Here is a 19,757-nt window from a genome sequence, read left to right on the forward strand (position 1 = left end):
GCGCCCATCCGTCCTGGCTGCTCGGAGCGGCCCCTGGTGGACATCACGCTGCTGGGCCCACGGTCGGCCTACGACCCGGCGCAGGACTGGTCGCGCGCCGGGCGGGCGCCCGCGACGAGGAAGTCCGTCACCACCCGATCCCCGCACGCGTTTGCCGTTGGCGACGTACGAGCCGTGGCCGACCGCGTCAACAGTGACCATGCCGGCCCGGTCGCCCAGCGCCGCGCGCAGCTTGCGTGCGCCGGCGAGCGGGGTGGACGGGTCGCGCTCGTTCTGGACCAGCAGGATGAGGGGACACGCGATGAATCACACTCGCTGGAAACTGGCCCGCGAGAAGAAGCTCGCCAAGGGGTACGCCGAGTCCCCGGAGGCCGCCGCCGAACGTGCGGAGATCCGGCTGGCCATGGCCGTCGCCAAGGCCGTCTACGACCGCCGCGAAGAGCTCGGTCTGTCGCAGACCGAAGTGGCCGAACGCGCCGGGCTCACCCAGGCGAAGATCTCCCGCATCGAGGGCGCCGACGCCGTACCGACCCTGCTCCTGCTGCGGCGCCTGCTCCGGCGCCTTACCGGGGCATTGGACGCGTCCCTGAACATCGCCCTGGACGACGACCGCGAGGAAGTCGTGTTCGTCGCCCACTCCCCGGCCTGACTCATCACGTAGAGCCGCACACGCCCGAGCCACCGCTCACCCGTACCCCCGAAACGCCCGAGGGCGGCACCTCCGCGTGGAAGGTGCCGCCCTCGGTTCCGTACAGCCATGTACCGCTGAGCCGTGGCTCAGAAGTCCATGTCACCGCCGGGCATGCCGCCACCGGCAGGCGCGGAAGACTTCTCCGGCTTGTCGGCGATGACCGCTTCGGTGGTGAGGAAGAGCGCAGCGATGGACGCGGCGTTCTGCAGGGCGGAGCGCGTGACCTTCGCCGGGTCGATGATGCCCTCGGCGATCATGTCGACGTACTCACCCGTCGCGGCGTTCAGGCCGTGACCGATGGGCAGGTTGCGCACCTTCTCGACGATGACGCCACCCTCAAGACCACCGTTGACGGCGATCTGCTTGAGCGGGGCCTCCAGGGCGAGCTTCACGGCGTTCGCGCCGGTCGCCTCGTCACCCGTGAGCTCAAGCTTGTCGAAGACCGCGGAGGCCTGGAGAAGCGCCACGCCGCCACCGGCGACGATGCCCTCTTCGACGGCCGCCTTCGCGTTGCGAACGGCGTCCTCGATGCGGTGCTTGCGCTCCTTGAGCTCGACCTCGGTCGCGGCGCCGGCCTTGATGACGGCCACGCCGCCCGCGAGCTTCGCCAGGCGCTCCTGGAGCTTCTCGCGGTCGTAGTCCGAGTCGGAGTTCTCGATCTCGGCGCGGATCTGGTTGACGCGACCCTGGACCTGGTCGCTCTCACCGGAGCCGTCGACGATCGTGGTCTCGTCCTTGGTGATGACGACCTTGCGGGCGCGGCCGAGCAGGTCGAGACCGGCGTTCTCAAGCTTGAGGCCGACCTCCTCGGAGATGACGGTGCCACCGGTGAGGATGGCGATGTCGCCGAGCATGGCCTTACGGCGGTCACCGAAGCCCGGAGCCTTGACGGCGACGGACTTGAAGGTGCCACGGATCTTGTTGACGACGAGCGTGGACAGTGCCTCGCCCTCGACGTCCTCCGCGATGATCAGCAGGGGCTTGCCCGACTGCATGACCTTCTCAAGCAGCGGAAGGAGGTCCTTCACGTTGCTGATCTTGGAGTTGACGATCAGGATGTACGGGTCGTCGAGCGACGACTCCATGCGCTCCATGTCGGTGGCGAAGTACGCCGAGATGTAGCCCTTGTCGAAGCGCATGCCCTCGGTGAGCTCAAGCTCGAGCCCGAAGGTCTGCGACTCCTCGACGGTGATGACGCCTTCCTTGCCGACCTTGTCCATCGCCTCGGCGATGAGCTCGCCGATCTGGGTGTCGGCGGCGGAGATGGAGGCCGTAGAAGCGATCTGCTCCTTGGTCTCCACGTCCTTGGCCTGCTCAAGGAGCGCGGCGGAGACGGCCTCGACGGCCTTCTCGATGCCACGCTTGAGGGCCATGGGGTTGGCGCCTGCGGCCACATTGCGCAGGCCCTCGCGGACCAGAGCCTGGGCGAGGACAGTCGCGGTCGTCGTGCCGTCACCGGCGACGTCGTCGGTCTTCTTCGCGACTTCCTTGACCAGCTCGGCGCCGATCTTCTCGTACGGGTCCTCGAGCTCGATCTCCTTGGCGATGGAAACACCATCGTTGGTGATCGTGGGGGCGCCCCACTTCTTCTCGAGGACGACGTTACGGCCCTTGGGGCCGAGGGTTACCTTGACGGCGTCGGCGAGCTGGTTCATCCCGCGCTCGAGACCGCGCCGTGCCTCCTCGTCGAACGCGATGATCTTAGCCATGTGAAGTGGTCCTCCCGGACTGGGGTGGAGAGCGATGGACTGAATGGCGCCCGCGACGGACGGCCTGCCTGCCTCGTGGTTCCTTGCCCCACAAGGCCTGCGGGCCTCGCCGACCCAGTCCTTCTGTCACTCTCACTAGGAGAGTGCTAACGCCAATGATTAGCACTCGACCCCCTTGAGTGCAAGGCCGTCCCGAAGGGACGACGGTGAGGGGTGGCGGTCGGGCGACGGGTGGGGGCGCAAGGCCGTCCCCGACATACCGGCCGAACGCCGGACGCACGAAGGGCCTGTACCCCGTATGGGGTACAGGCCCTTCGTGCGTGAGTTGTGTCGGTGGCCGATCGCGCCGAGATCAGACGGCGAGCTTGACCATGTCCGCCTGCGGACCCTTCTGGCCCTGCGAGATCTCGAACTCAACTCGCTGACCTTCTTCAAGGGTGCGGTAACCGTCCATCTGGATCGCGCTGTAGTGGACGAAAACATCCGCACCACCGTCGACCGCGATGAAGCCGTACCCCTTCTCCGCGTTGAACCACTTGACGGTGCCCTGAGCCATGCCTAACTCCCCTATTACTGGCCCTTGCACAGGCCCGCACTTCGCGGAACCCGGGTCAGACCTCACCCCCAGCCAGCCCTCGAAAGAAGCAGGAGAGGGTGTGCGCCGGAACGCGTCGACCGCGGCTGAATGTATCCGCCCAACTGCCCTCTGCAACAGGTCAATCAGACGAGAATCTCAGGCATGACCGAACACCCGATTGCGGGGAATTCACTGGATTCCAGGGCAAGTCGGGCCGGACAAAGCGCGCTTCGGTGGCAATTCGCTCGAACACTTTGGCTGTTTCTTGTCGCGCGGGATCGCATTCTCATATGCGCCGGGCATAAACAGCGGAGGGGGCTTCCCCAACTGTACCGCGCTCAACCATAGGGAATTGCCCCCTCCGCTTCTGTCGCGGAGAGGGCAATCGCGTTAACTCTGGGTGGGCCGGCCGACCCGCGGGCCGACCGTGGATCAGCCGCCTGCGACCGCAGGGATGATCGAGACGCCGACGCCGTCCGGCGTGGCGGTCTCCAGACCGCTCTCGAAGCGCACGTCGTCGTCGTTCACGTAGACGTTCACGAAGCGGCGTAGCTTGCCCTGGTCATCCAGCACACGGGCGGCGATGCCCGTGTGGTTCTTCTCCAGGTCGGCGATGACCTCGGAGAGGGTCGCGCCCTCGGCTGCGACCTCGGCCTGGCCGCCGGTGTACGGACGAAGAATGGTCGGGATGCGAACTTTGACGCTCATACGAGGCCAGCCTCTCGGAAAGAGTCCAGGTTGGGACGGATGACGGCGGACTGGCCCGTGGTCGGGGCCACCGCTTCAAGGGTCTTCAGGCCGTCGCCCGTGTTGAGCACGACCGTGGTGAGGGCCGGGTCGAGCAGACCGGCGTCGATCAGCTTCTTCGTCACGCCGACGGTCACACCGCCCGCGGTCTCCGCGAAGATGCCCTCGGTGCGGGCGAGCAGCTTGATGGCGTCCACCACCTGCTCGTCATTGACGTCCTCGACCGCGCCGCCGGTGCGGCGGGCGATGTCCAGGACGTAGGGCCCGTCCGCCGGGTTGCCGATGGCCAGCGACTTGGCGATGGTGTTCGGCTTCTGCGGCCGTACGACGTCGTGCCCGGCCTTGAAGGCCGTCGACACCGGCGAGCAGCCCTCGGCCTGGGCGCCGAAGATCTTGTACGGCTTGTCCTCGACCAGACCGAGCGCGATGAGCTCCTTGAGCCCCTTGTCGATCTTCGTGAGCTGCGATCCCGAGGCGATCGGGATGACGATCTGGTCGGGCAGCTGCCAGCCGAGCTGCTCGCAGATCTCGTACGCCAGGGTCTTGGAGCCCTCGCCGTAGTACGGGCGCAGGTTGACGTTGACGAAGCCCCAGCCCTCGCCCAGCGGGTCGCCGATGAGCTCGGAGCAGAACCGGTTCACGTCGTCGTAGTTGCCCTCGATGCCGACCAGGTCGCCGCCGTACACCGAGGCCATGATGACCTTGCCCTGCTCCAGGTCGTGCGGGATGAACACGCAGGACCGGAAGCCGGCCTTGGCGGCCGCGGCGCCGACCGCGCCCGCCAGGTTGCCGGTGGAGGAGCAGGAGAGGGTGGTGAAACCGAAGGCACGGGCGGCCTCGACGGCGATGGCGACGACCCGGTCCTTGAAGGAGTGCGTCGGGTTGCCCGAGTCGTCCTTGACGTACAGACCGCCGGTGACGCCCAGCTCGCGGGCGAGGTTGTCGGCCTTGACGAGCTTGGTGAAGCCGGGGTTCAGGCTGGGCTTCGACGCCACGTCGGCGGGGACGGGCAGCAGGGGGGCGTAACGCCAGATGTTCTCCGGGCCGGCCTCGATCTGCTTGCGCAGGGATTCCGCGTCACCGAGCGGGAGGTCGTATGCGATCTCAAGGGGACCGAAACAGGAAGAACAGGCGAAGATCGGGCCGAGTTCAAAACGCTCTCCGCACTCACGGCAGGAAAGCGCCGTGGCGGGTCCGAGGTCTACCGCGGCTTTTACGGTGTGCGCTTCAGCGATGGTGCTTGCTTCAGCGGCGACGGTCTGCGAAGCCATAATGGCGAGGCCCTTTCTCCTCATCTTCCCCGCGACGAATTTCGCCACGAGACGGAATTGGCACCTTCCCCGCCGTGACCTCTCGGTCGGCTGGGTGGTTGCCGGGACTTCAACGGGCCGTTCCCTCAGTCCCTCTGGATGAGCGCTATGGCACCGGACCGGGGTCCGGGCATTTGTCCGCGTGATGGCCCCCGACATGCGACGGTCATCCGCGTTGTTCAAGACTGTAACCGAACCCCCGGAGGGTTGAGGTAGTCGTCCGCACCGCGAGATGGATCACACGGCAGTCACACAGCAGGGAGAACGCACGTGCTGGAAGAGGTGGAGCGCTGGCTGTCCCGGCGGTCCTGGTCTGCGGCGGACCGCCCGCTCGACCAGCTGATGGCGGCCAAGACGCGGCGCGGCGCCACCATCAGTGTCGTCCTGCCGGCCCTCGACGAGGAGGCCACGGTCGGCGCGATCGTCGCCACGATCCGCCGTGAGCTGATGGAGGCCGTGCCGCTCGTCGACGAGCTGGTGGTGATCGACTCCGGCTCCTCGGACGCCACGGCGAAGGTGGCCGCGGCGGCGGGCGCGCGGGTGGTGCACCGCGACGAGATACTGCCGCGCGTGCCCGCGGTCCCGGGCAAGGGCGAGGTGCTGTGGCGGTCACTGCTGGTGACCAGTGGTGACATCGTCTGCTTCATCGACGCGGACCTCAGGGACTTCTCCGCATCATTCGTCTCGGGCATCGTCGGACCGCTGCTCATCGATCCCGATGTGCAGTTCGTGAAGGCGATGTACGACCGCCCGCTCGGCGAGGCCGCAGGCCAGGGCGGGCGGGTCACGGAGCTGGTGGCCAGGCCGCTGCTCAATCTGCACTGGCCGCAGCTGGCCGGGTTCGTCCAGCCGCTGGGCGGCGAGTACGCGGCGCGGCGCTCGCTCCTGGAGCGGCTGCCGTTCCCCGTCGGTTACGGAGTGGAGCTGGGCCTGCTCGTCGACTCGCTGCACACGGTGGGTCTGGACGCGCTGGCCCAGGTCGACGTGGGGGTACGCAAGCACCGCCACCAGGACGGGCAGGCGCTGGGGCGGATGGCCGCGGCGATCTACCGGACGGCCCAGCTGCGGCTTTCCCGGGGGCACCTGGTGCGGCCCGCGCTCACCCAGTTCGAGCGCGGCGCGGAGGGATTCGTAGCGCGCACCACGGCCGTGGACACCGAGGAACGGCCGCCGATGCGGGAGATCGAGGAGTACCAGGAGCGGCGCGCGGCCTGATCGCACAGTGCGCCGGGGACCGCCCGTACGTTTGAGCGTATCCAGGACGGGCTAGGTTCGCGACATGGTTTCCCAGCCCGGTGCTCAGGTTCTCGTCGCGTCCAACCGCGGCCCCGTTTCGTACGCGCTCGGCGAGGACGGCTCGCTCACGGCCAGCCGGGGCGGGGGTGGTCTGGTCTCCGGCCTGTCGGCGATCGGCCCCGGCACGGACGCCGTGTGGGTGTGCGCGGCGCTCGGCGAAGGCGACCGCGAGGCGGTGCGGCGCACCGGCGGCATGCTCGACCCGGCGGAGACCGGCGGGCAGCGGGTGCGGATGCTCGGCATCGACCCGGATGTGTACGCCGACGCGTACAACGAGATCGCCAACTCGACGCTGTGGTTCGTCCACCATCTGCTGTACCAGACGCCGCTGGAGCCGGTCTTCGGTGCGGAGTTCCGGGCGCGATGGGCGTCGTACGAGAAATACAACGCGGCGTTCGCGGAGGCGCTGGCCGAGTCGGCGGCCGAGGGTGCGGCCGTGCTGGTCCAGGACTATCACCTGGCACTGGTCCCCGGTCTGCTGCGCGAGCTGCGGCCCGATCTGCGGATCGGCCACTTCTCGCACACGCCGTGGGCGCCGGTCGACTACTTCCGGATGCTGCCCGACGACATCGCCGCGCAGCTGCTGCGCGGCATCCTCGGCGCGGACCGGGCGGCGTTCCTGACCCGGCGCTGGGCGGACGCGTTCGCGGCCTGCTGTACGGAGCTGCTGGGCGCCGACGCGCTCACCTCGACCGAGCTGGGGGTGCACGGCCTGGGGGCCGACGCGGACTTCCTGCGGGAGCGCTCGCACCGGCCGGACGTGGCGGAGCGGATGGCGGCGCTGCGCGAGCAGATCGGTGCGGGGCGCAAGGCGGTGGTGCGGGTGGACCGCACGGAGCTGTCGAAGAACATCGTGCGCGGGCTGCTGGCGTACCGGCAGTTGCTGCGGGACCGGCCCGAGTGGCGCGAGAGAGTGGTGCATGTCGCCCTCGCGTATCCGTCGCGGCAGGACCTGGCGATCTACCGCGAGTACACCGCGGAGGTCCAGCGGACGGCAGACGCGGTCAACTCCGAGTTTGGTACGGAGAGTTGGACGCCAGTGATCCTCCACGTCAAGGACGACTTCGCCCGCTCCCTGGCGGCGTACCGGCTGGCGGACGTGGCCCTGGTCAACCCGATCCGCGACGGCATGAACCTGGTCGCGAAGGAGGTCCCGGTCGTCTCGGACGAGGGCTGCGCGCTGGTCCTCTCGCGGGAGGCGGGGGCGTTCGAGGAGCTGGGCGAGGACGCGCTCGTGGTCAACCCGTACGACGTGCTGGCAACGGCGGACGCGTTGCACGCGGGGCTGTCCATGGGGGCGGAAGAGCGGGCGGAACGAACGAAGCGGCTGGCCGAGGCGGCGACGGCGCTCCCGCCGCAGCAGTGGTTCCTGGAACAGCTGGAGGCGCTGCGGGAAGGTGTGTGAGGCGGGGCCGGCGGGAGTGCGGTGCGGGCGAGCCGCTGCGCGGCCAACCCGCACCCGGGCTCCTTACGACCTCGGGGGCGATAGCGCGGGCTCCCGGCGTCCTGCGACTCCGCCTCCGGCGTTGTCGTCGGTCGACGACGATCCGCGTCGCCTCCCTCCTCCGCCTAGGACGCGAAGCCGCAGGACGCCGCTCGCCGATCCACGCTCCATTGCCCCGAGGTCGTTAGCCCGTCACCCTGGCCAGCTCCGCCAGCAGCTCCACCACCGCCGCAGGCCCCGGCAACACCAGGTCCGCCCGTTCCGCCAGCTCCGGGACCTCCGTGCCGCTGCACACCAGCAGGCCCGGGATGCCCTCCGACCGCAGCTTCTCCACCGCTGCGAACGCCGCCAGGTCTCCCAGGTCGTCCCCGGCGTACAGCACGCAGGACGCGTCCATCTCGTGCGCGTACTCGCCCAGCGCCACCCCCTTGTCCACTCCGGGCGGACGCAACTCAAGGACCAGGCGACCAGGTTCGACGATGAGGCCGTGTTGGGCGGCCAGCTCCGCGAGGGGCCCGCGCAGCGCTTCGAACGCCGCCTGCGGGTCGGCCGCACGCCGGGTGTGGACCGCGACGGCCTGGCCCTTCTCCTCTATCCAGGAGCCCCGCCACGCGCCGATGCCGTCGAGGAAGCCGGGCAGCTCCGCCCGGGCGGCCCGCACACCGGGGTGCGGGGCGGGGGCGTGCACCGTGCCGGAGACCGCGTCCCAGCGCTCCGCCCCGTAGTGGCCGAGCACCACGAGGTGCTCCAGGCCGGGGACCCCGGCGAAGCCCCCGTAGCGGACCGCGACGCCCGCCGGGCGCCCGGTGATCACGGCGACCGATCCGACCCGCGGAGCGAGCGCGGCGAGCGCCGGCACCGCGCCGGGGTGCGCGCGGGCCTGCTCGGGGTCGGCGACGATCTCGGCGAGTGTGCCGTCGAAGTCGAGCCCGACAACGGCCCGTTCGGGCTCGGCCAGCAACGCGGCGAGGCCGTCACGGCCGCCGGCGGTGGCCGGGATGAAGTCGGTCGGCAGGGAATGCGGTTGGCTGCCCATGCAGATGACCCTACCGGCGCAGGGCCGCCCCGACAGGGGGCCCGGGCTCAGCGCCGCTCACGACGGGCGTCGCGCACCCGCCGCAGCCGGTTGACCGTGACGGGGTCGTGCGCGAGCGCGCGTGCGTCGTCGATGAGGGCGTTGAGGAGCTGGTAGTAGCGGGTCGGCGAAATGCCGAGCTGCTCCCTCATGGCCCGTTCCTTGGTGCCGGGCCCGGCCCAGGACTGCCGCTCGACGGCGAGTACGGCACGGTCGCGCTCCGGGAGCTCGGGGCCGTACGCATCGTCGTCGTCAGGGTGAGGGGCAGGCATACGGCCAGTTTAGGTCGGCGCCCGCCACCCCCTCCAGCGCCGCGCTACTCCGCGTTCTCCGTCGCCGCCGCCTCGCGCCCGATCGCCCCCAGCACGCTGGCCGGGTCGCCGTCCGGCTGCACCGTCGAACCGATCTGCCTCTTGACGCTCTCGCTGACCTTCGCCCAGGACGTCTTGCCGACCGGAGGAAGGGTCGAGTCCGGCAGGGCTTCCAGGAACTGCCACAGGTCCTTGTGCGCGGGGTCCTTGAGCATCGTCTCGGAGGCGGAGACGGTGACCGGCAGGATGTCGTTCTTGTCGGCGAATTCGAGGACGTTGTCGTCGCTGTAGGCGAAGTCGAGGAAGGTGCCGATCTCCTTGCGGTGACCGTTCTGCTTGAAGCCCATCACCCAGTCGGCGACGCCCATGCTCGACTTGGCCTTGCCGTCGGGGCCGGGCAGCGGCACCATGCCGAACTTCACGCCCTTGCCCTTGGCCTGCTGCATGAGCGAGGGGTGGCCGTTGAGCATGCCGACCTGGCCGCCGGAGAACGCGGTGAAGGCGTCCTTGCGGTTGAGCTTGCCGGGCGCGACGGGGCCGGTCAGGCCCGCGCCGACGAGGTTGTCCTTCAGCCAGCGGAACGCCGCGATGTTCTGCTCGGAGTCGACGGTGTACGAACCGACCGAGTCGGTGTAGCCACCGCCGCCGCTGAGCATCCAGTTCATGGTCTCGGCCTGTGCCTCTTCGCTGCCGAGCGGCAGCGCGAAGGGGAACTTCACGCCCCGCGCCTTGAGCGTTTTGGCGGAGCTCTCGATGTCGTCCCAGGTCTTGGGGGCCTTCAGTCCGGCCTGGGAGAACAGCGTCTCGTTGTAGAAGAGCAGCCGGGTGCTGGCGACGAACGGCATGCCGTACGCGACCCTGCTGACCTCGCCCGCGTCGGCGAGCGGCGCCAGGAAGTTGGCCTGGGTGGGGATGGAGAGCAGGTCGTCCACCGAGTAGAGCTTGTCCTGGTCGGCGTAGTCGGCGTACGCGCCGATCTGCGCGATGTCGGGGGCCTTGCCCGCCGCGACCATCTCGGCGACCTTGCGGTCGACGTCGGTCCAGCTGATGACCTCGACGTCGACCTTGATGTTCTCGTGGGCGGCCTCGAAGTCGGTGGCGACACCGTCCCAGTACTGCTTGGTGGTGTCACCGCCGTCGAGGTCGTAGTCCGCGGCGACGAGTTTGAGGGTGACGTCACCGCCGGAGCCGCTGCTTCCGCACCCGGCCAGCGCCACTGTCATGCCCAGTGCTGCCGCTGTTGCGGTCAGACCCAAGAAGCGCCGATGCACAGCCCTTTTCCCACCCTCGAATTCGTTGCCCGAGACAATCCCCACGCATGTCGGACAAGTGTATGAGCTGCAATGTTCACCTACTGCGGGTAATGAGGTCTACACCACCCCGGTCTCGCTTCTGCAACACCTTTCGCAACAGGCACCCAGGCTGCTATGCACGTCCCGTCGACTGTTTGGCCCAGAGCCACGTCTTGCCGCACAGCTACGTCATCTCGCACCGCCCGATCACGAGGAGCCGCACCAGATGTCCCGTACCGCGACAGAGATAGCCACCCAGCCCACCTGCTGGCGACGCGCGGCCGAGGCCGCAGCCGCGTTCGACGGACTGCCGCAGCCGGGCGAGCGGGTCGCCGTCACGGGCTGTGGGACGTCGTGGTTCATGGCCATGGCGTACGCGGCGCTGCGGGAGGCTTCGGGGCAGGGCGAGACGGACGCCTTCGCCTCGTCGGAGTTCCCGGTGGGCCGGCCCTACGACCGGGTCGTGGCCATCACCCGCTCGGGCACCACGACCGAGGTGCTGGAACTGCTCGGCGCGCTGCGCGGCAAGGTCGCCACGCTCGCGCTGACCGCCGATCCCAAGACGCCGGTCATGGACGCGGCGGACACCGTCGCGGTGCTCGACTGGGCGGACGAGGAGTCGGTCGTCCAGACCCGCTTCGCCACCACGGCGCTGGCGTTCCTGCGGGCGGGCCTGGAGGCGTCGGGCCCGCTGCCCGCCGGGGTGAAGACGGTGGCCGAGGCCGCGGTGGACGCGGAACTCGCGATCACCGAGCCGCTGCCCGAGGCGGCCGTCGCGGCGGAGCAGTGGACGTTCCTGGGGCGCGGCTGGACGTACGGGCTCGCCCAGGAGGCCGGGCTGAAGATGCGTGAGGCGGCGGGCGCGTGGACGGAGTCGTACCCCTCGATGGAGTACCGGCACGGTCCGATCGCGATCACCGGTCCGGGCCGGGTGGCGTGGGTCTTCGGCACGCTGCCCGAGGGGCTCGCCGGTGACGTGGCCCGGGTCGGCGGCACGGTGGTCAACCGCGCGTCCGCGGACCCGATGGCCGACCTGATCCGCGCGCAGCGCCTCGCGGTGGTCCTGGCGGAGGCGAAGGGCTACGACCCGGACCGCCCCCAGAACCTCTCGCGCAGCGTGATCCTGACGGAGGCCTAGGCCAACTGGCGGGGGCCGGGCGGGCCGGACTTCGGCCCGCCCGGCCCCTCCGTGCCGCGCCCCCAGCCCGTCCAGCCAAAAAATCGTCGCCCCGCGCAACCATCACACGTAAGTGGACTAGACCTTTCTGCGGTCGACGCGCGACACTGTCCCTCGTGAGACACGTCATCGCCCTCGATGTGGGCGGCACCGGAATGAAGGCCGCGCTGGTCGGAGCCGACGGCGCGCTGCTCCACGAGGCGCGCCGGGCCACCGCCAGGGAGCGGGGGCCCGAGGCCGTCGTCGAGTCGATCGTCGGTTTCGCCGCCGAGCTGCGCGCGTACGGCGAGGAACATCTCGGCGAGAGCGCCGCAGCGGCGGGCGTGGCCGTCCCTGGCATCGTAGACGCCGAGAGCGGCATCGCCGTCTACGCGGCCAACCTCGGCTGGCGCGACGTACCGCTGCGCGCGCTCCTCAGCCGCAGGCTGCACGGCACCCCCGTCGCCCTCGGCCACGACGTCCGCACCGGCGGCCTGGCCGAGGGCCGGATCGGCGCGGGCCAGGGCACCGACCGGTTCCTGTTCGTGCCGCTCGGCACCGGAATCGCCGGGGCCATCGGCATCGACGGCAGGATCGAGGCAGGCGCCCACGGGAACGCGGGCGAGATCGGGCACATCGTCGTACGCCCCGACGGCCCCGCGTGCGGCTGCGGCCAGCGCGGCTGCCTGGAGCGTCTGGCCTCCGCGTCCGCCGTCTCCGCCGCCTGGGCCGCCGCGTCCGGCGACCCCGAGGCCGACGCGGCCGACTGCGCGAAGGCCGTCGTGTCCGGCGATCCGGCGGCCTGTCTGGTCTGGCAGAACGCGGTCGACGCGCTCGCCGACGGGCTGATCACCGCCCTCACCCTGCTCGACCCCGGCACCCTGATCATCGGTGGCGGACTGGCCGAGGCGGGGGAAACCTTGTTCACACCCCTGCGGGCGGCCGTCGCGCAACGCGTCACGTTCCAGAAACTGCCCCACATCGTGCCGGCTGCCCTCGGGGACACCGCCGGATGCCTGGGCGCGGGGCTGCTCGCCTGGGACCTGCTCGACTCGCAATCCATGGAATCCACGGAGGTATCCGCCTGATGGCCGGACGCGCTGCAAGCAAGGTTCTCTCCGGCGCCAGGGTGGTGCTTCCGACCGGGACCGTCGAGAACGGCCGGGTCATCGTCGAGGGCGACCGCATCGTCGGCGCCGCCCCGGACGACGTACCGTCCCTCGACCTGTCGGGGCACTGGATCGTCCCCGGCTTCGTCGACATGCATGTGCACGGCGGCGGCGGTATGTCGTTCACCTCCGGCACCGCCGACGACGTGCTCAAGGGCGTACAGACGCACCGCGAGCACGGCACCACCACCATCACCGCGTCCACCGTGACCGGCGAGATGTACGTCCTCGCCAAGCAGGCCGCGCTGCTCTCCGAGCTCGTCGAGCAGGGCGATCTGGCGGGCATCCACTTCGAGGGCCCGTTCATCTCGCCGTGCCGCAAGGGCGCGCACAGCGAAGACCTGCTGCGCGATCCCGACCCGGCGGAGGTCCGCAAGCTGATCGACGCCGCGCACGGCACGGCGAAGATGTTCACGCTGGCCACCGAGCTGCCCGGCGGCATCGACTCCGTGCGGCTGCTCGCCGAGCACGGCGTGATCGCCGCGATCGGCCACACGGACGCGACGTACGAGCAGACGGTCGAGGCCATCGACGCGGGCGCCACCGTGGCCACGCACCTCTTCAACGCGATGCCGCCGCTGGGCCACCGCACGCCGGGCCCCATCGCCGCGCTCCTCGAGGACGAGCGGATCACCGTCGAGCTGATCAACGACGGCACGCATCTGCACCCCGCGTCGCTCCAGCTGGCGTACCACTACGCGGGCGCTTCCCGGGTCGCGTTCATCACGGACGCGATGGACGCGGCCGGTTTCGGCGACGGCATGTACGACCTCGGGCCGCTCGCCGTCGAGGTCAAGGACGGGGTCGCGCGCCTCGTCGACGGCGGGTCGATCGCGGGTTCCACGCTCACGCTCGACACGGCGTTCCGGCGCGCGGTGACCGTCGACAGGCTGCCGGTCGACGACGTCGTACGGTCGATCTCCGCCAACCCGGCCCGGCTGCTCGGCGTGGACGACCGGGTCGGCTCGCTGGAGCCCGGCAAGGACGCGGACCTGGTGGTGCTGGACGCGGATTTCCGGCTCAAGGGCGTCATGCACAAGGGCACCTGGGTGATCGAGCCCAAAACGGGCTGATCCCACGGGTCGCGCAGATCGCACGGATCACTCAGATCCCACGGGTCGCACAGCCCAGCGAGACCAAGGTGAGACCCGACGGTCGGCCGCGAGCTATGGGCCGACCGCCATCTCTTTGGCATGATCGCCACGACAGGCGCCGACCCGAGAGTGCGCGCTTCCCATCGGCCCTCCGGAGGCGATTCGGGTGATCCTGACCGTCACGCTGAACACCGCGCTCGACCTCACCTACCGCGTCCCCACCCTCACCCCGCACGCCTCGCACCGGGTGACCGACGTCGCGGAGCGCCCCGGCGGCAAGGGCCTCAACGTGGCCAGGGTGCTGGCGGCGCTCGGCCACGAGAGCGTCGTGACGGGCTTCGCGGGCGGGTCGGCGGGCGCGGACGTACGCAGACTCCTTGCCGGATTCGCGCCCGTCGACGCGCTGGTGCCCGTGGCCGGGAACACCCGGCGCACCATCGCCGTCGTCGACGCCGCCACCGGCGACACCACGCAGCTCAACGAGCCGGGCCCGGTCGTCACGCCCGACGAGTGGGCCGCGTTCCTGACCTCGTACGACGCGCTGCTGCGCGAAGCCGAAGCGGTGGCCCTGTGCGGCAGCCTGCCGCCCGGTGTCCAGGTCGGCGCGTACGCCGAACTGATCCGCCGGGCCAGGGCAGCCGGCGTCCCCACGCTCCTGGACACCAGCGGCGAACCCCTGCGCCGGGGCATCGCCGCCCGCCCCGACCTGATCAAGCCCAACGCCGAGGAACTCGCGCAGCTCACCGGCGACCACGACCCGCTGCGCGCGACCGCCGACGCCCGGCGCCGCGGCGCGCACTCCGTGGTGGCCTCGCTGGGCCCGGAGGGCCTGCTCGCGGCCACCCCTGACGGCTGGTGGCGCGCGGCCCCGCCCGCCAGGGGCAAGGGCAACCCGACGGGCGCGGGCGACTCGGCGGTGGCCGGGCTGCTCTCCGGGCTCGTCGAGCGGCTCCCGTGGCCACGGCGGCTGGCCCGCGCGGTGGCCCTGTCGGCGGCGACCGTGCTGGCACCGGCGGCGGGCGAATTCGACTCGAAGACGTACGAAGACCTGCTGCCGCGGGTCGAAGTGACCCCGCACCCGAACATGACATAACCGCACCAGCTCCGACCTCAGGGGATCCCATGCCACTCGTCAGCACCGGCGAACTCGTCACCGCGGCCCGTACCGCCCGCCACGGCGTCGCCGCCTTCAACGTCATCACGCTGGAGCACGCGGAGGCGATCGCCGCCGGAGCCGAGCGGGCCGGGGCGCCGGCCATCCTCCAGATATCGGAGAACGCGGTGAAGTTCCACGGCGGCGACCTCGCCCCCATCGCCGCCGCCGCGGCAGCCGTCGCCCGCGCGTCGTCCGCCCCCCTCTCGCTCCACCTCGACCACATCGAGTCGGTCCAGCTGCTGCACGCGGCGCACCCGGCGGGCTTCAGCTCGGCGATGTTCGACGCGTCGAAACTGACCTACGACGAGAACGTGCGGGCCACCGCGGAAGCCGTCCGCTGGGGTCACGAGCGCGGCATCTGGATCGAGGCGGAGCTGGGCAAGGTCGGCGGCAAGGACGGCGAGCCCCCGCTCGACGCGCACGCGCCGGGCGTCCGCACGGACCCGGCGGAGGCGGAGGGCTACGTCGCCGACACCGGCGTGGACGCGCTGGCTGTCGCGGTCGGCTCCTCGCACGCGATGACGGACCGCACAGCGGCCCTGGACCACGAACTGATCGGCGCCCTGCGCGACGCGGTCCCGGTGCCGCTGGTCCTGCACGGCTCATCGGGCGTACCGGACGAGGAGATCCGCCGGGCGGTCGCGGCCGGCATGGTCAAGATCAACGTGGGCACGGCGCTCAACACGGCGTTCACCGGAGCGGTACGGGCCCACCTGGAGGCGAACCCGACGGCGGTCGACCCCCGGAAGTACATCGTCCCGGCTCGCGAGGCGATGGCCGGGACGGTGGCGCACTTCTTGGGGCTGGTGCGGGGCTAATTCTTGCGGGCGGGGCTCACTTGATGTGGCCGGCCTTCAGCTCGACCTGGTCGAGGTTGGCCTCGCACGAGTCGCCGTCACCGCAGGAGATCACGAAGGTGGTCTCCCCCTGGGGGAGGTTCACGTACGCGTAGGTGTTGGTCCAGCCCTTGTCCCAGGCGCCTTCCTCCGCGTTTGCGAAGTTCCCCAGGTTGAGCTTGCGGCCGGAGTCCTTGCCGTTGACCGTGAGCGACATCTTGGCGTCCTTACCGGGCACGCCGTAGTTGATGGACAGCGAGTAGGCACCGGCCTTGGGCACCTTCGCCGTCCACGTGACGGCAGCCCCCGGCGTGTTCAGCGGGACGTACGCCCCGCTCGAAGACTTGGCGCCGGGGATCGCTGTGTCCGTGGACACACCGGTGAGCTTCAGCGAAGCCGCGTCCTGCTTGGGCAGGTCAAGGGGCTCGTCCGGCTTGTCTGCCGGGTCCTTGCTCGGCTTGACCGTGCCGGCCTCCGAGGAGCCGCCACCCGAGGAACCCGGCTCGTTGCCCTCGGCTTTGTCCTTGTCGTCGTTGCCGCCGAATGCCAGCGCCGCGCCGATGCCGATGACCACGACCGCGACCACCACCACCGCGCCGACCAGCAGGCCCTTGGTGTTGGGCCCACGGCCGCCATCGCCGCCCTGCGCCTGCGTCCGGCCGGTGGGAGCGCCGGAGAGGTCCTGCTGGGGGGCCGCGTGGTGCGCGTTCGGCTGGCTGTAGTTCTGCTGGCCGTACTGCTGCTGCGGGGGCACCTGCTGCCCGTACTGCTGCTGGGCCGGCTGGCCGTACTGCTGCGGCTGCTGCTTCCCGTACTGGCGCTCGCCGACCGTCCGCACCTGGTTGTACGAAGTTCTGGGCACCCCGGGCTGCGAGGCGGGACCCGGGTAGCCGTAGCCGCCGCCCGAGCCGGGCGGGGTGGCGCCTGCCGCCTTGCCGTCCTCGTAGAGGTAGCCGAACGGATCGTCGTCCTCAGGCTTGTTCGTGCCGTTGTTCCCGGCCGTCATCCCTGGTCACTCCTCACCATGTTCGCCAGCCGTCGCCGACCGAGCGAGCCTACCCCGAACGGGCAAGTCGAGGGTTTGGCACAGACCACAGCGCGGTAGTACACGGGGTTCCGCAGAGAATCCGGAAGGGTCTAGCCCGCCCGGCGGTGGGCCTTCGCCCGCGAGCGCTTCTCGATGTACATCCGCTGGTCGGCGGAGCTCAGCACCTCGTCGACGGTCATCCCGCAGCTCGCCCAGCCGATGCCGAAGCTGGCCCCGACCCGGACCGCCCGGCCGTCGACCCGGATCGGCGGAATGATTGCGTTCCGCAACCGTACGGCGAGGTCGGCGGCGTCCGCGCTGCCGAGGCCGTCGGCCAGGACGACGAATTCGTCGCCGCCCAGGCGGGCGACCGTATCGCCGTCGCGGACACAGGTCGTCAGCCGGCGCGCGACCTCGACGAGGACCGCGTCACCGGTGTTGTGCCCGAACCGGTCGTTGATCGACTTGAAGCCGTCCAGGTCGCAGAAGAGGACGGCGAGGCCCTTCGTGCCGTCGTCGGCGGCGCCGCTGTCGGCCGGCGGCGCGATCATGTGCACGTGGTGGTCGTGGGCGCCCGCGTCCACGTGCGGGTCGAAGTCGAAGCCGTGCTCGGGGATGACCGTCCCCGGCGCGGCCGGCTCGAAAGCCGCGTCCAGCGTCTCCACCGCCGTGGCGCGCACCGAGTGCGGGCGGCGACAGAGCCGGGCGCTGAGCCGCGCGCGCAGCTCCGCACTGTTGGGCAGACCGGTGAGCGAGTCGTGCGAGGCGCGGTGCGCGAGCTGGAGCTCGTGGCGCTTGCGCTCCTCGACGTCCTCGACGTGGGTGAGCAGGAAACGCGGCCCGTCGGCGGTGTCGGCCACCACGGAGTTGCGCAGGGAGACCCAGACGTAGGTACCGTCGCGGCGGACCAGCCTCAGCTCGGCGCGGCCGCCCTCGGCGGAGGTGCGCAGCAGGGTGCCGATGTCCTCGGGGTGCACCAGGTCGGCGAAGGAGTAGCGCCGCATCGCGGAGGCGGGGCGGCCCAGGAGGCGACAGAGCGCGTCGTTGGTGCGCAGCAGGCGGCCGTGCTGGTCGCCGCCCATCTCGGCGATGGCCATCCCGCTCGGGGCGTACTCGAACGCCTGGCGAAAGCTTTCCTCACTCGACCGCAGAGCCTGCTGCTCCCGTTCGAGACGTACCAGGGCGCGCTGCATATTTGCGCGCAGCCGGGCGTTGCTGATGGCAATCGCCGCCTGGGACGCGTACATCTGGAGCGCTTCCTGACCCCATGCGCCGGGGTGCCTGCCATTGCGCGGGCGGTCGACGGATATGACGCCGAGGAGCTCCTGCCCGCCGCCCGAGGCGTACATCGGGGCGTAGAGGCGGTCCTGCGGATGCCATTCGTCGGCGAAGCGGGGCTCGGGGCCCTCGGTGTGCCACTGGGGTACATCGTCGTCCAGGAGGACCCAGCCCTCGGTGTGCGGTATGAAGCGCAGCGCGCCCCAGGCCTCACCCATCGAGAGCCTGCGCTCCCAGGAGGAACGGGAGCCGACCCGGCCGGTGATCAGGGCTTCTGCCGCCGGGTTGCCCGCGAACCCGGCGATCACCAGGTCGCCGTCGGGGCGTACGAGATTCACGCAGCCCAGCTCGTAGCCGAGGCCCGTGACGATTCCGTCGGCCACGGCCTGCAGGGTGTCCGCCAGGCTACGGGCGGTATTGAGGTCCGCCACCACCTGATGCAGCTGCCGCAGCGTCGCCAGACGCACGTACGGCTCCGACTCGGCCTCCATTGTTCGCTCTCCCCGAGACCTCGACAGCAACTCCAGGATTCTCATCGCCGCACTTGTTGCACTATCACGGCCACTGAATCACAGCGAGCTGTCCACCCGGTACACAGGGTCAACAAATATTGGGCTCTGTGAGTCAAGTCACATCAGATGTGAAAGGGAGTGAAGAGGGGCGTGGGAGCGCTCCAGGTATTTTTTGATCGCAAAAACGCAAATACGGACACGCTCACGGACACGCCCCCGACCCCGCCCGCGCCCGCGCCCAGGAAGACCTCGGTCCTGGGTCCTAGGACCCAGGAGGTCCCCGGTTGGTCCCCAGGCCCGATGTGGCACGGAGTGCACGGGACTAGCGTTCGACCTGTGCCACAGACAACCTCCACCCCCCAGGCCCCAGCCACCGCCCCGAGCGGCGAGCCGATCCCCCATCCTGAGGGGGTGAGCAATGACAAATTCCGCGCGGCCATGTCCCGTCTCACCGCGGGTGTGACCCTGGTGACCGCGCACGACGCCGACGGCGGCCCGCGCGGCGAGGATGTCGGGATGACCGCCACGGCCTTCATGTCGGTGTCGCTGGACCCGCCGCTGGTGATGGTGAGCGTTCGCAACGGCTCACGGATGGACGACCTGCTGGCCGAGCAACCGGTGTGGGCCGTCTCCCTGCTGTCGGAGGATCAGCGCCAGATCGCGGGCCGGTTCTCGATGAAGGCCCGGCTCAGTGACCGGCTGCTGTTCGCGGAGATCCCCTGGACCCGCGGCGCCGTCTCCGGGTCACCTTTGGTCGGCGGCGCGCTCGCGACGCTGGAGTGCAGGACCGAGCAGCGGGTGGAGGCCGGGGACCACACGCTGGTGATCGGCCGGGTGCTGAAGGTCGGCCTGCCGAGCGAGGACGGCGCCCCGCTGACGTACTTCAAGGGCAACTACCGCAAGCTGGGCTAGTGCCGCGGCAGGCAACGTTTGCCCGTCAAGGAGCGGCGTCCGGTGCGTGCTCCTGGTGCGCCGGCCGGAAGTCCGCGTACTGGACGTACTCGGGCTTTCGGCCGGTGCGGCGGGAGTGCGTGCTGGGCGTCGCGACGGGGCGAACGTTGCCTGTTGCGGCACTAG

General features: G+C 70.4%; 18 protein-coding genes, 1 pseudogene and 1 riboswitch. Of the genes and pseudogenes, 9 read left to right on the forward strand and 10 right to left on the reverse strand.

Going from position 1 to position 19,757, the window contains the following annotated elements; all coding sequences use genetic code 11:
* Positions 1–68: 68 nt before the first annotated feature.
* Positions 69–288, reverse strand: a pseudogene (locus QMK30_RS26020) (alpha/beta hydrolase); the annotation flags it as partial.
* Between the two features lie 13 nt (positions 289–301).
* Here QMK30_RS26020 and QMK30_RS26025 point away from each other — a divergent pair.
* The gene (locus tag QMK30_RS26025) at positions 302–649 is read left to right on the forward strand and encodes a helix-turn-helix domain-containing protein (protein ID WP_283520749.1); all 348 of its coding nucleotides are present in this window, start codon (positions 302–304) and stop codon (positions 647–649) included.
* Positions 650–777: 128 nt separating this feature from the next.
* On the opposite strand, the gene groL is transcribed toward QMK30_RS26025, so the two are convergent.
* The 4 genes from groL to thrC form a co-directional block, all read right to left on the reverse strand.
* Entirely contained in the window at positions 778–2,400 is a 1,623-nt protein-coding gene (groL, locus tag QMK30_RS26030) for a chaperonin GroEL (protein ID WP_283520750.1), read from the reverse strand.
* A gap of 352 nt (positions 2,401–2,752) precedes the next feature.
* On the reverse strand, positions 2,753–2,956 hold the full coding sequence (locus QMK30_RS26035) for a cold-shock protein (RefSeq protein WP_005315736.1): 204 nt from the start codon (positions 2,954–2,956) through the stop codon (positions 2,753–2,755).
* Between the two features lie 453 nt (positions 2,957–3,409).
* Positions 3,410–3,685: a MoaD/ThiS family protein gene (locus QMK30_RS26040; protein ID WP_283520751.1), complete on the reverse strand. Its 276-nt coding sequence runs from the start codon at positions 3,683–3,685 to the stop codon at positions 3,410–3,412.
* Positions 3,682–4,995 (reverse strand): threonine synthase, encoded by a 1,314-nt coding sequence (gene thrC, locus QMK30_RS26045; protein ID WP_283520752.1) that lies wholly within the window; start codon positions 4,993–4,995, stop codon positions 3,682–3,684. The genes QMK30_RS26040 and thrC overlap by 4 nt, the downstream gene beginning before the upstream one ends.
* A 17-nt stretch (positions 4,996–5,012) precedes the next feature.
* Positions 5,013–5,140, reverse strand: a riboswitch (SAM riboswitch).
* A gap of 164 nt (positions 5,141–5,304) precedes the next feature.
* Between thrC and QMK30_RS26050 the strand changes: the two genes are divergently transcribed.
* The gene (locus QMK30_RS26050) at positions 5,305–6,249 is read left to right on the forward strand and encodes a glucosyl-3-phosphoglycerate synthase (protein ID WP_283520753.1); all 945 of its coding nucleotides are present in this window, start codon (positions 5,305–5,307) and stop codon (positions 6,247–6,249) included.
* Positions 6,250–6,313: 64 nt separating this feature from the next.
* The gene (locus tag QMK30_RS26055) at positions 6,314–7,735 is read left to right on the forward strand and encodes an alpha,alpha-trehalose-phosphate synthase (UDP-forming) (RefSeq protein WP_283520754.1); all 1,422 of its coding nucleotides are present in this window, start codon (positions 6,314–6,316) and stop codon (positions 7,733–7,735) included.
* A 223-nt stretch (positions 7,736–7,958) separates the two neighbouring features.
* Here QMK30_RS26055 and otsB read toward each other — a convergent pair whose 3' ends face one another.
* Genes otsB through QMK30_RS26070 form a run of 3 tightly spaced genes read right to left on the reverse strand, consistent with a single transcriptional unit; the run spans position 7,959 to position 10,383 of the window.
* Positions 7,959–8,810: a trehalose-phosphatase gene (otsB, locus tag QMK30_RS26060; protein ID WP_283520755.1), complete on the reverse strand. Its 852-nt coding sequence runs from the start codon at positions 8,808–8,810 to the stop codon at positions 7,959–7,961.
* Between the two features lie 47 nt (positions 8,811–8,857).
* Positions 8,858–9,121 carry a DUF3263 domain-containing protein gene (locus QMK30_RS26065; protein WP_283520756.1) on the reverse strand — a complete coding sequence of 88 codons (264 nt, stop codon included), beginning with the start codon at positions 9,119–9,121 and terminating at the stop codon, positions 8,858–8,860.
* A gap of 44 nt (positions 9,122–9,165) precedes the next feature.
* Entirely contained in the window at positions 9,166–10,383 is a 1,218-nt protein-coding gene (locus QMK30_RS26070) for an extracellular solute-binding protein (protein ID WP_283520784.1), read from the reverse strand.
* 295 nt (positions 10,384–10,678) lie between these two features.
* On the opposite strand from QMK30_RS26070, the gene QMK30_RS26075 reads away from it, so the two are divergent.
* From QMK30_RS26075 to QMK30_RS26095, 5 genes are all read left to right on the forward strand, one after another.
* Positions 10,679–11,590: an SIS domain-containing protein gene (locus tag QMK30_RS26075; RefSeq protein WP_283520757.1), complete on the forward strand. Its 912-nt coding sequence runs from the start codon at positions 10,679–10,681 to the stop codon at positions 11,588–11,590.
* A gap of 155 nt (positions 11,591–11,745) precedes the next feature.
* Positions 11,746–12,696 (forward strand): ROK family protein, encoded by a 951-nt coding sequence (locus tag QMK30_RS26080; protein ID WP_283520758.1) that lies wholly within the window; start codon positions 11,746–11,748, stop codon positions 12,694–12,696.
* A complete protein-coding gene (gene nagA, locus QMK30_RS26085; protein ID WP_283520759.1) occupies positions 12,696–13,850 on the forward strand; it encodes an N-acetylglucosamine-6-phosphate deacetylase in 1,155 nt (384 codons plus the stop codon). Before QMK30_RS26080 ends, nagA begins: the two co-directional genes overlap by 1 nt.
* 187 nt (positions 13,851–14,037) lie before the next feature.
* The gene (locus QMK30_RS26090; protein WP_283520760.1) at positions 14,038–14,964 is read left to right on the forward strand and encodes a 1-phosphofructokinase family hexose kinase; all 927 of its coding nucleotides are present in this window, start codon (positions 14,038–14,040) and stop codon (positions 14,962–14,964) included.
* A gap of 29 nt (positions 14,965–14,993) precedes the next feature.
* The gene (locus QMK30_RS26095) at positions 14,994–15,845 is read left to right on the forward strand and encodes a class II fructose-bisphosphate aldolase (RefSeq protein ID WP_283520761.1); all 852 of its coding nucleotides are present in this window, start codon (positions 14,994–14,996) and stop codon (positions 15,843–15,845) included.
* Between the two features lie 16 nt (positions 15,846–15,861).
* Here the strand turns inward: QMK30_RS26095 and QMK30_RS26100 are convergent, their stop codons facing one another.
* The gene (locus tag QMK30_RS26100; protein WP_283520762.1) at positions 15,862–16,869 is read right to left on the reverse strand and encodes a carbohydrate-binding protein; all 1,008 of its coding nucleotides are present in this window, start codon (positions 16,867–16,869) and stop codon (positions 15,862–15,864) included.
* Between the two features lie 131 nt (positions 16,870–17,000).
* Positions 17,001–18,659, reverse strand: coding sequence for a diguanylate cyclase CdgB (gene cdgB, locus QMK30_RS26105; RefSeq protein WP_283520763.1), 1,659 nt, complete (start codon positions 18,657–18,659; stop codon positions 17,001–17,003).
* A 321-nt stretch (positions 18,660–18,980) separates the two neighbouring features.
* Here cdgB and QMK30_RS26110 point away from each other — a divergent pair, with 321 nt between their 5' ends.
* A complete protein-coding gene (locus tag QMK30_RS26110) occupies positions 18,981–19,592 on the forward strand; it encodes a flavin reductase family protein (RefSeq protein WP_502963231.1) in 612 nt (203 codons plus the stop codon).
* Positions 19,593–19,757 lie beyond the last annotated feature (165 nt).

The organism is Streptomyces sp. H27-C3 (assembly GCF_030063415.1).
GTDB lineage: Bacteria > Actinomycetota > Actinomycetes > Streptomycetales > Streptomycetaceae > Streptomyces.